General features: G+C 64.3%; 13 protein-coding genes and 1 tRNA gene. 9 read left to right on the top strand and 5 right to left on the bottom strand.

Going from position 1 to position 15239, the window contains the following annotated elements:
* Positions 1-120: 120 nt before the first annotated feature.
* The 3 genes from ACRQFC_RS04185 to ACRQFC_RS04175 all read left to right on the top strand — a co-directional run bounded on the left by ACRQFC_RS04185 (position 121) and on the right by ACRQFC_RS04175 (position 4775).
* Positions 121-1191 carry a sensor histidine kinase gene (locus tag ACRQFC_RS04185; protein ID WP_200807165.1) on the top strand — a complete coding sequence of 357 codons (1071 nt, stop codon included), beginning with the start codon at positions 121-123 and terminating at the stop codon, positions 1189-1191.
* The gene (locus ACRQFC_RS04180) at positions 1172-1897 is read left to right on the top strand and encodes a response regulator transcription factor (RefSeq protein WP_087070219.1); all 726 of its coding nucleotides are present in this window, start codon (positions 1172-1174) and stop codon (positions 1895-1897) included. Before ACRQFC_RS04185 ends, ACRQFC_RS04180 begins: the two co-directional genes overlap by 20 nt.
* Positions 1898-1973: 76 nt before the next feature.
* Positions 1974-4775: an ATP-dependent RNA helicase gene (locus tag ACRQFC_RS04175; protein WP_284896792.1), complete on the top strand. Its 2802-nt coding sequence runs from the start codon at positions 1974-1976 to the stop codon at positions 4773-4775.
* 100 nt (positions 4776-4875) lie between these two features.
* On the opposite strand, the gene ACRQFC_RS04170 is transcribed toward ACRQFC_RS04175, so the two are convergent.
* Positions 4876-5337: a hypothetical protein gene (locus ACRQFC_RS04170; protein WP_284896791.1), complete on the bottom strand. Its 462-nt coding sequence runs from the start codon at positions 5335-5337 to the stop codon at positions 4876-4878.
* Positions 5330-6070 (bottom strand): hypothetical protein, encoded by a 741-nt coding sequence (locus tag ACRQFC_RS04165; RefSeq protein WP_284896790.1) that lies wholly within the window; start codon positions 6068-6070, stop codon positions 5330-5332. The genes ACRQFC_RS04170 and ACRQFC_RS04165 overlap by 8 nt, the downstream gene beginning before the upstream one ends.
* 88 nt (positions 6071-6158) lie before the next feature.
* Between ACRQFC_RS04165 and ACRQFC_RS04160 the strand changes: the two genes are divergently transcribed.
* Complete coding sequence (locus tag ACRQFC_RS04160; protein WP_284896789.1) at positions 6159-6950, top strand: ribonuclease E inhibitor RraB; 792 nt, start codon at positions 6159-6161, stop codon at positions 6948-6950.
* Here the strand turns inward: ACRQFC_RS04160 and ACRQFC_RS04155 are convergent.
* Positions 6924-7970, bottom strand: coding sequence for a hypothetical protein (locus ACRQFC_RS04155; protein ID WP_284896788.1), 1047 nt, complete (start codon positions 7968-7970; stop codon positions 6924-6926). The two genes, ACRQFC_RS04160 and ACRQFC_RS04155, sit on opposite strands and share 27 nt — an antisense overlap.
* A gap of 336 nt (positions 7971-8306) precedes the next feature.
* Here ACRQFC_RS04155 and ACRQFC_RS04150 point away from each other — a divergent pair, with 336 nt between their 5' ends.
* The 3 genes from ACRQFC_RS04150 to ACRQFC_RS04140 all read left to right on the top strand — a co-directional run bounded on the left by ACRQFC_RS04150 (position 8307) and on the right by ACRQFC_RS04140 (position 11155).
* Entirely contained in the window at positions 8307-9284 is a 978-nt protein-coding gene (locus ACRQFC_RS04150; RefSeq protein ID WP_284896787.1) for a metal ABC transporter substrate-binding protein, read from the top strand.
* A 111-nt stretch (positions 9285-9395) separates the two neighbouring features.
* On the top strand, positions 9396-10295 hold the full coding sequence (locus ACRQFC_RS04145; RefSeq protein WP_284896786.1) for a metal ABC transporter ATP-binding protein: 900 nt from the start codon (positions 9396-9398) through the stop codon (positions 10293-10295).
* Positions 10296-10318: 23 nt separating this feature from the next.
* Entirely contained in the window at positions 10319-11155 is an 837-nt protein-coding gene (locus tag ACRQFC_RS04140) for a metal ABC transporter permease (protein ID WP_284896850.1), read from the top strand.
* Positions 11156-11353: 198 nt separating this feature from the next.
* On the opposite strand, the gene ACRQFC_RS04135 is transcribed toward ACRQFC_RS04140, so the two are convergent.
* Positions 11354-13744 (bottom strand): YPDG domain-containing protein, encoded by a 2391-nt coding sequence (locus tag ACRQFC_RS04135; protein WP_284896785.1) that lies wholly within the window; start codon positions 13742-13744, stop codon positions 11354-11356.
* Between the two features lie 303 nt (positions 13745-14047).
* Between ACRQFC_RS04135 and ACRQFC_RS04130 the strand changes: the two genes are divergently transcribed.
* Positions 14048-14491, top strand: a complete 444-nt coding sequence (locus ACRQFC_RS04130; protein WP_284896784.1) for a hypothetical protein — start codon at positions 14048-14050, stop codon at positions 14489-14491.
* Between the two features lie 93 nt (positions 14492-14584).
* Here ACRQFC_RS04130 and ACRQFC_RS04125 read toward each other — a convergent pair.
* Positions 14585-14657: transfer RNA gene (locus ACRQFC_RS04125), tRNA-Arg, on the bottom strand.
* 311 nt (positions 14658-14968) lie between these two features.
* Between ACRQFC_RS04125 and ACRQFC_RS04120 the strand changes: the two genes are divergently transcribed.
* Positions 14969-15148 carry a type II toxin-antitoxin system RelE/ParE family toxin gene (locus ACRQFC_RS04120; protein ID WP_284896783.1) on the top strand — a complete coding sequence of 60 codons (180 nt, stop codon included), beginning with the start codon at positions 14969-14971 and terminating at the stop codon, positions 15146-15148.
* The last annotated feature ends 91 nt before the right edge of the window (positions 15149-15239 follow it).

Below are 15239 nucleotides of genomic sequence, written 5' to 3'. Positions count from 1 at the left end.
CTAGTCAACTTCCGATTGGCCGGCGGCGGCAGGGCTCGTACTCCACACTTATGGTAGAGCTAGGTCTACCATTCCCGGATTTGCGCGTGACGGCCGGCCCGCCCCGGCTACCATGGCGATATGACAACGCAGAGCGCCATGCACATGGATAACACCCGAGTGGTGGCCGAACAACTCCGCCGCGCCACGATGCGCGGAGTGCTTGCGGGCGGGCTCGGTACCATCGCCCTGATATCCGTGGCGGTGGCGGGGCTCTCCCTGCTCGGCGGATTCAGCCCGATTCCAATCATTATCGGGCTGGCCGGACTGCTGGCCCTGGGTGGGGCCGGGTGGATAGTGTGGCGCGGGAACGGGAGGGCGCTCGCGGACGTGGCCCCGGCGTCGTCGACCTGGATGGCGCGACCATCCGATCATCGCGACGTAGTGCACGCGCAACGCTCCATTGCCGCGGCTTTTGAAATCGAACGGCGCCGCATCGAACGCGATCTGCACGACGGCGCCCAGCAGTACCTGGTCGCGACCTCGATGGATGTGGGTGAGGCGGCGTTTCTGCTGGAAGGCGACGCGAACGGCGCGGTGAGCTCGGCGGATCTGGCGGCCGCGCGTGAACGCATGGCGTCCGCGCAGGACCGCGCGGAACTGGCCCTTACCTCGCTGCGGCGCACCGTGGCCGGTATCCATCCGAAAGTGCTCTCTGACCTGGGGCTGGAGGCGGCGGTGCGCGACCTGGTGGTCTCCGCGCCAGTGCCCGCCACCCTGCGGGTGCCGCGCCCGCTGCCCGAAATCCCCGAAGGCGTGATCGCCGCCGCGTATTTCACGGTGGCCGAAGCGCTGACGAACGTGGCGAAACACGCGCCCGCCGCCACCGCGACCGTGCTGCTTATTGCCGACGACGACCTCCATCTCAGCATCACTGACACTGGCCCGGGCGGGGTCATCCCGGGCAGCGGCCTGCGCGGGATCGGCGAGCGGCTCGCGGCTTTCGGCGGCAGCCTGCGCATTTCCAGCCCGGTGGGCGGGCCCACGGAAATTCGCGCGCGCATCCCGCTGCTGCTCCACCGCGGCGAGTGGGGGAGCGGGGCCGGGGTGGCGCGGGCTACGGACGTGCCCGCGACGGTCGCGGCGCCGGACGTTGTGCCGGAAACCGAAAATACGAGAACGGAGGGGACGGATGCGTCTGGTCGTTGCTGATGATTCCGCGCTATTTCGCGAGGGGCTGTGCGGGCTGCTGGAGCGGCGCGGGCACACCATTGTGGCCACCGCCGCCACGGCGCCGGAGCTGAGCGAGACGGTGCGCGCGGCCGCCGCTCGCGGGGAGGCCCCCGACCTGGTCATTACCGACGTGCGCATGCCACCCACCATGAGCGACGACGGCCTGCGCGCCGCCGTGGACCTGCGCCGCGAATTCCCGGCCCTGGGCATTATGGTGCTTTCCCAATACGTGGCGCCGGCCTACGCGCGCGAACTTTTCCACCCGGCGGCGGGGACCGGTGGGAACGGCGCCGCGGTCACGCATGCTTCCGGGAACGAGGATGACGCGCCCGGTGGCCTGGGGTATTTGCTCAAAGATCGCGTGGCGCGGGTGGCGGATTTCGTGCGGTCCCTGGAAATTGTGGGGGTGGGCGGCGTGGTCGTGGATCCGGATGTTGCGGCCCAATTAATGGCGACGACGCCGTCACTTCTCACGGAGCTCACCTCCCGCGAACGTGAAATCCTGGAGCTCATGGCGCGTGGATATGCCAATTCAGCAATCGCCGCCGAGCTCTACCTCACCGGGGCAACCGTCTCCAAACACGTGGCAAATATTTTCCTCAAGCTGGGGATGCAGCCCGGGGAAGAAAACCGCCGGGTGCGGGCGGTGCTGGCCTATCTGACGGAAACCTCGCGCGCGGGCTGAGGCGCGGGGTGCGCCGTTTGCGCAGGCTGCGGTTCGGGCTGAAAATCGTGTCGGAGGCCCGTGGGAGAATGGGCGCATGACCTCGGATCCCTGCGCTCGCCTGCTCGCTGCCCCGCCCTCGCTGCCGGTAGCAGCCCACCTTGATGAGGTGCGCGCCGCGCTGCCGCTCGCGGTGGTGAACGCCCCGCCGGGAACCGGGAAAACCACGCTCATTCCGCCGCTGGTGGCCCGCGCGCTCGCGGAAGGCGTGCGTGGAGGAACCGATGCGGGCGGTAGTCGGCCCGGGCGGGTCCTTGTGATTCAGCCGCGCCGGGTGGCCGCTCGGGCAGCGGCTCGGCGCCTGGCCGAACTCTTCGGGGAACCGGTAGGCGCCAGCGCCGGCTATAGCGTGCGCGGGGATTCCCAGGTGAGCCGGGAAACCCGCATCGAAATGATCACTCCCGGTATCGCGGTGCGCCGCCTGCAAAGCGACCCGGAATTGCGCGGTATCGGCGCTCTTATTTTCGACGAAGTGCACGAACGTCACCTTGATGCCGATCTGGCCCTCGCCCTCGCCCTGGAAGCCCGCGCCGCTTTCCGCCCGGACCTTTTGCTGGTGGCCATGTCCGCCACCGTAGAATCCCAGCGCACCGCGGCGTTGCTGGAAGCGGGGGCCGCAGCGCCCGGGGAAACCCCGCGGATCGTGGATATTCCGGGTGTGCTTCATCCCCTCACCCTGCGCTACGCACCACCCGGGCGCGGGGAAGAACCCTTGGGCACAATTTCGCGGGACGGCGCGCTCGGGGTGCGCCGGGAATTCCTGGCGCACGTGGCCCGGGTGGTGGAACGTGCTTTTAGGGAGGTGGAGTTCGGCGATATTTTGGTCTTCCTGCCCGGGGTGCGGGAAGTGGAGCACGTGGTTGGCCTGCTCAGCCACTTACCTGCCCGGGTGGCGCCCCTGCACGGCTCCCTCACAGGCGCCCAGCAGGATGCCGCACTCCGGGAAGTTACCGGAACCCGCAGCATTATTGTGACCACCGCTATCGCGGAATCCTCCCTCACCGTGCCCGGGGTGCGGATTGTGGTGGATAGTGGGCTCTCCCGGGAACCCCGCACCGATTACGCCAGTGGCATCAGCGGGCTCGTCACGGTGCTGGAATCCCAAGCCGCCGGTATCCAACGCGGCGGGCGCGCCGGGCGTTTAGGCCCCGGAACCGTGTATCGGGTCATGAGCGAAGCCACCTGGGCCCGCCTCGCCGAACGTTCCACCCCGGAAATTTACACCGCGGATCTCACTGATTTTCTGCTGCAAGCAGCGGTATGGGGTGCCCCGGAAGGTCGCGGGCTCGCCCTCCTCGACCCGCCCCCGCAGCCGGGCGTGGCGGCCGGAATGCGCACCCTCACCGCCCTCGGTTGCGTGGTGGCAGAACACGGCGCCGGGGATGATGCGGCCGATGATGGGACGCTCGGAACTGCGACGCACGGGAGCACCGCCACCGGTGAGAGTACCGGCGCTGAGCGCGGCTGGCAGGGTACGGACCTGGCCCGCACCCTCGCCCCGCTCCCGGTCAGCACCCGGCTGGGGCGTAGCCTGCTGGAAACCACCCCGCGGCTAGGGGCGAGCACAGCCGCCCAGATCGTTGCCGCGCTCGCGGAATCACCTAGGCTCCCCGGGGCGGATCTGGCACGGTGGCCCACCGCCGTCTCGCCGGCTTGGGCTCGGCAAGCCCAGCGCCTCGAAAAACTAGCCCGCCGCGCCCTGGGCGATGCCACGGCAGTCGGTAGTGAGAAGAGTAAGAGCGAGCAGAGTGGCAGCGGACAATCCGGTAGCGGCACATCTAGCCGCGGGAAAACCGATACCGCAGGTTCCGGTAAAACCGGCCCAGCTGGCTCCGGGAAACCCAGCCGGGCGGCTCGCAGTGACGATGCCCTCGCCCTCGTAACCGCCTGGGCATACCCGGATCTGCTGGCCCGCGCGGTGGATAGCACCTCGGGGCGCTACCTCCTGGCCAACGGCAGCGGAGCGATACTCCCGCAAGGCTCCCCGCTCCTCGGAACGCCCTGGCTCGCGGTCGCAGAAGTGAGCGCCAGCCAAGGCCGAGCGGATGCACTTATCCGCGCCGCAGTACCCGCCGATGAAGAACTCGCCCGCGAAGCCGGCCGCGGCCTCATCACCACCGGCACCGCAATCAGCTATCGGAAAGGCCGCCTGCGGGCCCGGGAAACCACCCGCCTGGGAGCCATCGAACTCGCCGGCCGGGATGTAGAGCGCCTCCCGCGCGCAGCAGCCACCGCGTGGGTGAGCACCGCCGCCAGCTCCGGAACCCTCCCGCTGGAATTCACCGCCGGAGCCCAAGCCCTGCGCGAACGCCTCGCCTTCCTCCACACCGTCTTAGGTGCCCCCTGGCCCGATATGAGCGAAACCGCACTACGCCAGCGCATCGAGGAACTCGCCGGCCCCGAACTCGCCGCCCTCGCGCGGGGCGGCACTTGGGGAAACCTCGGGGCCGGAAATATTGAACGGCTACTGCCCTGGCCGGAAGCCACCCACCTGGACGAACTCGCTCCCGCCAGCCTCACCATCCCCACCGGAGAACAACGCACCATCCACTATGAAGGCGGCCGGCCCACTGTCCGCCTCCGTGTCCAAGAAGCCTTCGGCTGGGCTCGCACCCCGCGCTTAGCTGGCGGGCGCATCCCCGTCACGCTCGAACTACTCTCCCCGGCCGCCCGGCCCGTCGCCATCACCGACGACCTCGAAAGTTTCTGGGCCGGCCCCTACGCCCAAGTCAGGGCAGAAATGCGCGGGCGCTACCCGCGCCACCCCTGGCCAGAAAACGGTGCCACCGCCAGCCCAACCAAACGCGCCTGCCCGCGCCGCACGGGTCAGAGCCGCTAAATCCGCACCGCTACAATGCCGTGCAGACTGCTCACGCCCGCGCGGGCGGGTAGGTGAAGGCCCGCAGCTAAAGTACGCCCAGGTCGCCCCGGGATATGCCTCAGTAGCCGAAGGTCAAGGTGCCAGTTTCGTCGTCGTCGGCAAAATCCCGGCGAATAGAAGTCGCAGCACCGGCAAGATTACGCAAGCGCGCCCGCAACATCTCAATCGTCAGCCCGGCCATCGGCAAACAAATCCGCAACTGGAGGTGACCACCCGACATCACCGCATCACCATCCAAAAACTCGCCGATCCGCTCCAAAATATCGCGAGTACGGGCCTCCGTCGGCGACTCCACCAGCGACGCCGCCACATACAGCACATCGCCCAAGCCGGGAACATTCGCGTAACTCGCGATCATCTCCTGCTTATCCGACTCCGAACGCCATACGACCTCAAAACGGTAATGCACCCCATCCGGCAGCGCCTGGGCATGAAAATCAGCCACCAGCACCTCATACAGGCCCGCCGCCGTCGTCACATCACGAGAATTGGACGCCTCGCGCCCGGACTTCCTAGACATCAGCCTCCCCCTCCCGGGTAGCGTCCGAAAGCGCATCCGCGCCGGCCGGAGATGACGCATTCACATCGTGCGCATGCGAGGCATCCGCGCCGCTCATCGCCCGGGCCTGCGCCGCCACCAAAGCCGCGCAGGCCGCCAACTGCGCGGCCGGAACCGGCAGCCCCACCGCGTAATGAATATGCGCACGCCCGCCCAGCAGGCGAATCCCGCCAATCGGCAGCGCATCCGCGGCCCGCAACACCGCAATCAGATCCGGGCCCGTCGGGTCAATACCGAAATGCTCCAGCACCGCCGCCGCATTGCGGGAAAGCACCGAGTCAGATTGCGCATCAGATTGTGCATCGGATTGCGTAGTGGGTGGCGCGCCGGTTTCGGCGGCGGGCTCCGTGCCTACTTGCGTGCCTGGCTCAGATGCTGCGTGCGTGCTGGACGCCGCGGAAGCGGCGGCGCCGTCGTACTTACGCAGCTCCGCGCCGGTGAGCACCGGTGCCGCAAGATGAACGACGGCGCGGCTATCGCGCCGGGTGGACTGCCCGGGCCAGGCGGTAACCGGCACCCCGTGAGTGACAAAACGTAAAGCCGGAGTCTCATCCGCCCGCGCGCCCGCATAAGTATCGCGCAGGGCCGCGGCGGCGTCCTCCCATGTTGTGAACTGTGATACCACCTCACCAGTATTCCACGTTGGCGGCAGAATGCGGCACAGGCCGGGCGCGCCGCGTACAATAGAGATCATCCCGTCCACGCTTGTCCGCGGACGGCCCCCTGAGCATCCTCGTGATTTTTCCGCGGCCCTCGAGTAGCAAAGGACGGTACCAGCAGCCATGGCGCATGGAGCACATCTGGCCCCCGAGAGTGACAACCAGGCGGACGCTGCTGCCCTGGATCGGGCCCTGCTTGCTATGGTCGCCGAGGCCGCGCGCCTGACCGCCCCGCGCATGTGGATCAACCGGCTTCGTTTTTCTTCGCGCCGGGCCGCGGTGGCCGCCCGCACCCGCCTGCAACGCAATGGCTGGGTTCAGCAATCGCAACTGTCCCAATTCGGGCGGTCCAAAGATTCCTGGATGCTCACCCTGTGGTCCGCCACCTCGGTGGATAACGGGGTCATCGCCGATTCGCGTTCCTACCTGGAGCTTATTGCCGCCGCCACCAACGGGCGTTACCTGGGTTGGGAAGCTTCGCTGCTGCCGGCTCTGCGCGAATGCGATAATCCCGATTATTACCCGGAAGGGAGCATCGGCTGGCTCGCCCCCGGGGATGAGAATTATTTACACGAAGCGCGCGAAGAAGCGAAGAAATTGGTGCCGCGCGGGCGGGAACTGCCTCAGAACCTGCGCGATATATGCGCGCTGCTGCCCGAATTGCGTGGCCAGCGCTCCCGGCAGGCCCTTGCCTCCGGGCTCGGGGTGCTCATCGGGGACCGGCTGGTGGCCCACGCACCCCTCGCCTGGGTGGCCTACCGCCAGCGCGGCGGTTTCTACCCCTGCCTGCTGGGCCTGGAACGCGATACCGCCTACTTCCCCGAATCCATCGTTGCCGAAGCTTATGATGCCGAAGCGGACCTGTGGGAACGGCTCCAAGAAGCCGTGCTAGAACTGCCCGCGGCCGAGCAGTAGCGAACACCGCGCCGCGCCCTCAATTTGGCTGGCAATCCACCCGGGCCGCTGCCCGCTAATTTCAAAAGCGTGACTGAAATAAAGATCCGTGCCGTGCACTACCACCCCGCCAAGCGGAAGAGCCGCGGCCTGGCGGGCTGCCTCCCGCACCGCCTCCGCGCTAGCATCGCCCAGCCGCAAGGTCACGGCCGCGCTATCCGCCCCGCTCACCAGGGTATTGCGCAGCATCACCACCGGAACTTCAGAGCCATCCACCCGGAGCGTAGCCCCGAAACCGTATTCGGCCTGAGCCGCATCGCGCTGCCCGAGCAGCGGAGCGAGCGCGGAAACCAAACCGTTCCAGCGATACACCCCGGCCGTGCCCAGCAGCTCATCAAAACGAGCATCCACCCCGGCCGGATCCGTGAACTGATCGGCATCCCCGGGCGCATTGCCCACAAAAGGATTCATTTCCGGGCGCGCGGAAAACGTATCCTCCAGAATATCCCCGGCGCCGGCCACCGCCTCCGGCCCGAAAAGATCATCTTTCGTGGGGGGAACGTTATCGAGACCGCGCACGAACACCGCGGTAGCGTCAATAGCGGCGACGACGAGGAACTTCACCATGCTGGTGAGCCGCGAGAAAGGCAATCCGGCCATGCGTAACGCCAGGTGCAGGACCACATCCTCCCCGACAATACGCACATCACCCAGAGAAAAAGTCTCAAAAACCCAGCCGGCCAGGCCGGTGACATCGATGAGATCCGCCCGGCCCACCGAGCAACGCAGATTGAGATAGGAACGCCCCTCCCCATCGCGCGCCGGGGAAAGTTCCACAGTTTTCAGGTTGTGCCCGATAGCTACGGCCAGGCGCAGCCCCTCCGTGGATGCCACCGGGCGCATTCCCGCCCGGCACGCGGTCACCACGCGTTCCCAGGTATTAATGATGTAGCCCGGTTCGCCGGGTTCGGCTTCCGGAATATCGCCGAGGGAAGCGGCGATGGTGTCAATTTCCCGACCGATAGCGTCCATCTCATCCATGGGGGAAGTCTACCCGGGGCCTCCGACAGCAAAATGCGGTGTTCACGCAGGGCTCTGTAATGTTCGCGTACGGCTCTGTAATGTTCACGCTCGGCTCTGCGGTGTTCACGCAGGGCGGCGCGGTGGGCGATGTCATATTAAGTAAAAAATGTGGCGAATACTCGGGGAGAAAGTCCCAGCTGCGGGATAAAACCCTCGCGCGCGGTGGTGATATCGCGTAGGATTAGGCTCCGTCACCAAAAAGTAAGGGTACCCTTACTTACGAGCGTTGGGCTTCCTTACAAGGTGCATCCGAACAGGGCACCAACGCCCAGTATAGCCAGAAAGGGGATGGTGATGGGAATGGGATATCAACGGGGTGCGGTCCGGGCCGGCCTGGCCGCGCTGCTGGCGAGCATGCTTGCCCTGCTGGGGGCCTGCGGAGCTGCGTCGTCGCCGGAAAAAAGCGCGGGAAGCGAGAAACCGCAAGTGCTCACCACCTTCACGGTGCTGGCCGATATGGCGAGCAATATTGCCGGCGAGCATATGGAGGTCGCCTCGATCACCAACCCGGGCGAAGAAATTCACGATTATCAGCCCTCGCCCGGCGATATTAAACGCGCGGAAGGCGCGGATATTATCCTGTACAACGGCCTGGGCCTGGAGCGTTGGTTCGAAAAATTCGTGGAGAATTCCACCGCGGAACGCATTAACCTTTCCGACGGCATCGAACCCGTGGCCATCGCGGAAGGCGATTACCAGGGCAAACCGAATCCGCACGCGTGGATGAGCCCGAAGAACGGCAAGCTGTACGTGGATAATATGGTCGCCGCTTTCGCGAAAGTGGATCCCGCCCACGCTGAGGATTACCGCACCAACGGCGAAAATTACAAGAAACAACTGGATGCCATCGCCAGCGATATGGACGCGGCCCTGGCCACCATTCCCGAATCCCAGCGCGCGCTGGTGAGCTGCGAAGGCGCATTCTCCTACCTCACGCGCGATCACGGCCTGCAAGAAAAGTACCTGTGGGCGGTCAATGCCGAAGGCGCGCAAACCCCCAAGGCGAAGGCCGACCTCGAGAATTTCGTGCGCACCTCCGGGGTGCGGGCGCTGTTCTGCGAATCCACCGTGGACGACAAAATGGCGTCCGTTGCCGAAGACACCGGTGTTCCGGTGGCCGGCTTACTGTACGTCGACTCGCTTTCCGAGGCGGACGGCCCCGTGCCCACCTACCTCGATTTGCTTCGGTACGACGCCGATCTCATCACCCGCGGGCTGACCGGCAAAGCGGGTGAAGTCGCGGGAGAACCCACGAAACCGGCCGGCAAGTAAACGCTGCTCGCATATAAACACTGCTTGCAGGTGAACGCTGCTAACACGGCGGCGGTATTCGCCATACATGCAGTTCGCAAGCATGCACAATCGCAGAAAGGCGGAGAAACGGTGGCAACACCAGCAGAAACTCCGAAATACGCTCTTGAGGTGAACGGTGTTCACGCGCGCTACGGCTCGGTGCAGGCCCTCACCTCGGTGAGCTTCGGGCTGACCCCGGGGGTTATTTGCGCCCTCGTGGGGCAAAACGGCTCGGGTAAATCAACGCTCATGAAATCAATTATGGGATCGGTGCGTCACGGCGGGGATATTACGATCCTCGGCCAGAGCGGCGCGCGGGCCCGCAAAGCCGGCCTGGTTGGCTACGTCCCCCAAAACGAAGGCGTGGACTGGGCATTCCCGGTCAGCGTGCAGGAAGTGGTGACCATGGGCCGCTATGGCTTTATGGGCCCCACCCGCCGCGCGCGGGCCGAGGACCGTGAGGCCGTGCGCCACGCCCTCGACATGGTGGAAATGACTCCCTACGCGGAGCGCCAGATCGGCTCGCTCTCCGGCGGGCAGCGCAAACGCGTGTTTATTGCGCGCGCCATCGCGCAGGGCGCCCAGCTCATGCTCCTGGACGAACCCTTCGCCGGGGTGGATAAACCCTCGGAAACCATGATTATTGCGCTGCTCCAGAAACTGGCGGCCTCCGGGGTAACCATCCTGGTCGCCACCCACGACCTGGCCGGCCTGCCCCAGCTGTGCTCCGAAGTGCTCCTCCTCAACCGCCGTGTCATTTTCCACGGTCCGGTGGCCGAGGCCATGAAGCCCGAGCACCTCATGCAGGCTTTCGGCGTCGTCCCCGATCACGGCGAACCGGAGCCGGGCGCAAACCCGGCCGCGGATCCGGCAACCGCTTCGGCCACAGACCCGGCCGCGGATCCGGCAACAGCTTCGGCCTCAGACTCGGCCACAAACCCGGCCACAAACCCGGCCACGCAGCTGCGCAAGGCAAAGGAGAATCGCTAGTGTGGTACGAACTTTTCGTTGAAATGTGGACGCACCCCTTTATGGTGCGCGGAGCCACGGTCACCCTCACCGCGGCAATTGTGTGCGCGGTCATTAGTTGCTGGCTGGTCCTCATTGGGTGGTCGCTTATGGGCGACGCCCTCTCGCACGCGATTCTGCCCGGCGTGGTCATCGCTTACGTGCTGGGAATGCCCTTCTCCCTGGGCGCGGTCATCGCCGCCCTCATCGCGGTGGCGCTCATTTTCCTGCTGCGCTCCACCTCGCGAGTCAAAGAAGACGCCTCCATGGGAGCAGTGTTTACTTTATTCTTCGCGATCGGTTTGATCCTCATCAAACTCAATCCTTCCAATGTGGACCTCAACCACGTGATCTTCGGCGACCTGCTGGGCGTCACGCGCGCGGATATGATCCAGGTGGTGATCCTGGCCCCGCTCGCGCTCGCGATTTTGCTCTTCAAGCGCCGCGACCTGACCGCCTACGCTTTCGACCCCACCCACCTGCAAGCCATCGGTATCCGCGCCCGCAGCCTCGGGGCGATTCTGCTGTTCTGCCTGGCGCTCACGGTGGTGACGGCCATGCAGGCGGTGGGCGCGATCCTCATTATCGCGCTGGTGATCGTGCCGGGCGCCACGGCGTACCTGGTCACCAACCGCTTCCGCGTCATGCTGATTTTCGCGCCGGTCTTCGCGGCAGTGTGCGCGCTGGTGGGCCTATACGTTTCCTACTGGCTCGACCTGCCCTCCGGCGCCGCGGTGGTCACGGCCCAGGGCATTATGTTCCTGGTGGTCTGGTTGATTTCCCCGCACGGTTTGCGCGGCAAACTCGAGGGCGCGCGCACCCGCGCCGCGGTTTCTATCTAGTACGACGGCGCAGCTAGCTGGCAGCGGCCTTGCCCGCCAAGGGATGTTGCCTGGTCAAAAGTGTTGCTCAACAGGTGTGGCCCAGAACCGCGAAGGTTCCGGGCCACACCTGTTTGTAGCTGGCTATGCGCTGCTCAGCTGGGCGCTGTACTCAGTCAGGCGCTGTACTTAGCTGTGCTGCGCTCGGCTGGGCGTTACTTAGCTATGCCGGCGCCGTGCCAGCAGACCGGTTCCTACCAAGGCGAGAGCGCCAGCCAGCAGCCAGGCACTCTCCGCGCCGGTAGCGGGTAGCTTCTTCTTGACGACGCGGGCCGGCTTGCTCGGCGCCGCCGGTTCGGCCGGCGCGGGCGCGGTGCTCGGGGCCGCCGGTGCGGCTGTTGGAGCAACGGTCGGTTCGGTGGTCGGAGCGGTTGTGGGCGCTACCGTTGGATCAACAGTCGGAGTAACAGTCGGGTCTACCGTCGGCTCGGTGGTTGGATTAACCGTTGGATCGACAGTAGGTTCAACCGTGGGCTCCGGCGCGATCGGAGTTCCCGGAGTGAGCGTCGCAGCCTTCTGGGTGAAGCTCACCTGCGCGTTGAGAACGGTGCTGCTCCCATCGGCAAAAGTCACCTTGATCGGCAGCTCGTGAGTTCCGGTGGCAGCGTCCTTACCCATTGTCACGGTAAGTGCGCCGTCGTTCGGATTAACCACAACATCCCAGCCCTTCGGCAGGGTCGCGCCGTCATTGAGCGCGTAAGCACCGTTCACGCTGAGCGCGGGCGTGACCGCAGCGCCGTTCGCATCCGTGAAACTCGGAGCGGGCACGTTCACGGTGACCGGATCCAGATTCTCGCGCGCGGCGGAGGCCGGCTGGTAAGCAGCGTTCACCGCGGTGACGGTGACCTGCGCCGTCGTGGACACAATATCTTCCACCCAGGTACCCGCGGCGTCCTGCGTTTTCACGGCGCGCTTGTAAGTGACCGGGTAGACGCCGGGCGTGGCGGTATCCACCTGGGACGCGTCGATAATCACGCGGGTGGGAATGCCGGTTCCGTCCGGGGCATCGTAATTCGCGGTGGAGTAGGTGATGACCTGCTTCGCATCGGTGAGCGCCTGCGGATCGCGGTCGCTCGTGAGGGTGGCCAGGTCGAGGTTGCCCGCCTGCGCCGCCTGCTCCGCAAGGCCGCGGATCGTGCTCAGCTGGGCGCGGGAATTGTAAGCACTGTACTGCGGAATCGTGACATCGTTGGCCTCCACAACCTTGACCAGGCGCACATGTGCGCTGGAGAGCTCCGCGGCGAGCGGGGCATAAGCGCCTTCGTTCATCGCGATGGGATTGCCCTGGGCATCCACGAAACTGGGCTGCTGGGCGGACATTCCGTAGGTGTAGACCGGCATAATCTGGTCAGCGGTTGCCCCGACCGAGTAGCCCTTATCGCGAATCGCATCCCGAATCGGCATGAGGTCAATCTGGTAGGAATTCACCGTGGCCGTTGAAATATTCGAGATCATGCTCTCGTAGCCCTCGCATTGCGAGCGTAGCCCATTGGCGTAGATGGCCTGGTACTGCAGGTTGAAACCGTCAGCGAAGGGCACCTTCTTCTCGGCATCCACATCCCGGTGCTTCACCGTGGGCATGGCCTGCTGCACGGCGAGGGGAACCTGGGTGAAGGGGCCGGAGAGGTCGCTGTAATTAGCGGCATCGGATTTTTCCACCGCCACGAACTTACCGGTGGTGCCGTGCTGGCTGGCAGCAGCGCCGTTATCCAGCTCGGTTAGTGGGGTGAAGCCGCGGAAGCGGATAATCCGCTTGTATCCCTGGGCTTTCTTAGACATATCTTCGCCGTAATCAGTTCCGGCCAGGACCAATTTGTGGTTCTGCAACGAAGCGATTGGCATCAAACCGTTGACTGTGGAGACGTCCTGGTTGAACTTGAGCGGGACGTCCAGGGTGATCACATCATCCGGGCCGGTAGAAGCCGGGAGAGTGCCGCGGAGCCACACCGTTGCGACGTTATTCCAGTCCGCATCGGTCATCATGGCGAGCGTCTTTTGAGTGCCGTCCTTGAGGATGAGCCAGATGGTCACCTTGGTGGACACGTCCGAGTTTGCGAAGAATTCTTTGAGCTTGGGGCCGTTCACAACGAAACCCGAAGCGGCGACCGGGGCGCCGGAGGTGTCGTAAGCAGCATTGCCATCCATCCAGCCCACCTGGTAATTGAGCCCGTAAAGCGGAGAGGTGGTGTTATTACGCACCTGGATGCGCGCGGTGAGCTCGGTGGTCTTGGTAAGGTCAATGAGGTTATTACGCATGCAATCGAGGCGGTTGCCCGGATCCTGCTGAGGGTCGGCCGGCATCGGGAAATTGTTGGAAGCCGAGCCGTCGGCAGCGCGCAGTTGCATGCCTACGCTAAATTTTGCGTCTTTACCGTTCTTATCTTGCGGGGTGATGAGGCTGCCATCACCGATCGCCAGGCCCGAAACGATGGCCGGGCTGGGGTTATCCGCTGTGGGAACGTCCGCCACGGCGAGCGGGGCTACGATTCCGCATCCCAGGACCGTGAGGGCGGATAGTGTTCCGACAGCGAGCTTGCGCATCTTTGCCATGATGTCCTATCCAGAGTTGTGGTTACTTATGCTTCTAACCCTAAATGAAATTTAGTGTTAGCTAAAGCGATCTTGGTAGGACAATGTTCAAGTGGTGCGAGCTGGGTGGATGGTTGGCGCCGGGAGGGGTTGGGTAGGGCTGGGTGTGAATCGGCGGTGCTGTGCGAAAAGGGGGCGTGAAGCGGGTGTGCGTCGTCGTAAAAAGGTATAAACTCAAATTATTGAGGTGACAAACTTCGCGCAAGGGTGCGGGGAAAGGGGTCGCCTCGGGTATCGCGGTAGTCGCAAGAAGGGTGCACGGTCATGGGCGTTATTCGGGGCGTGACGGAAGAAGATATTCTCGCGTTTCTTCGCGAGCACGGCATCGAGGCTGGCGCGAACTATCTGGTGGTGCGCAAGTATAGAAGTTTCTTGGGCGGAATTGGCAAGCTCCTGGTGTCGAACCTGTGGAATGCGATTGACGCGGCGGTGATCCGGGTGCTGGTGGTGACCGATGCCGAGTTTATTGTGATCAATCCGGAGGGGAAGTCGGGGCTGTCGAATATTTCGCGGGCGGACGGCGAGCGTTTCCGGCGGTACCCGTGGGAGAGCGTGATCGATTTTCATGTGGAGCGCAAAGCCACTACCGCGCTTATTAGCTGGACCGTGGAGGGTAAGGCGCAGACCTGGGAAGCGGATATTAACCATCCGGGAGTTTTCAGTTTCAACCCGGTCAATTTGCCGGCGTTCCTGAAGCATTCACGTTAGGTTGGTTTTGCGGCCGGGCTTGGGGCTTCGGGCTTGAGCGCGGAAAAAGAAATTGCTCCCCACCGGGATTTGGGTCACCGAGGAGGAGCTTCGCGCGCTCGAAGGGATTCGAACCCCCGACCTTCTGATCCGTAGTCAGATGCTCTATCCACTGAGCTACGAGCGCACAGTCACGAGGTGGCTACCACAAGCTCCTCAATAAAAAATTGAGGAGGCGAGCGATTAACCCGCCTCGTTTTGCGACAGATAAGAGTTTACCGCGTTCCCCGGCGAGAGCAAAATCTACAGGCCAGGTGCGTTATGTTTCACATCTGGCCCGGCTGGGTCTGCGGTCAGTGCTGGGTAGTGGCGGCAGGTGTGCTGCCCGACTGTGTGGGCGCATTCAACGGAACTCGGCCAGTGCCGTGGCGAGAGCTGAAGTTGAGTCCCGCACCGGCGCTTCGTTTGGTAGCGTCGCTGAACTGATGGCGGATCTCAATGAGGCTGACTAGCGTCTTCCGTACGAATCAGTTCAAGCGCGATGCCAAGGTGCTGTTCAAGAAACATTACGACGCCGCAAAGCTGGCGAAGGCTATCGAAGCGTTGATGAGGCAAGATCGCGATGAGCTGCGCACGCGGTATCGTGACCATGCACTGCAGGGAGGTTGGAAAGGCTGAAGTGTGTGCATCTCCCGGGTTAATAGACAAAAAGTGGGTCTAATGACGGCGTGTCGTTGGCTTGGATCCGGATCAGATCCGTACGAATCGG

Origin of the sequence: Actinotignum inguinis (assembly GCF_051265835.1) — a bacterium.
Taxonomy (GTDB): domain Bacteria; phylum Actinomycetota; class Actinomycetes; order Actinomycetales; family Actinomycetaceae; genus Actinotignum; species Actinotignum timonense.
The sequence above is the reverse complement of the archived record's forward strand: the minus strand, read 5'-3'. Positions and strand labels throughout refer to the sequence as shown.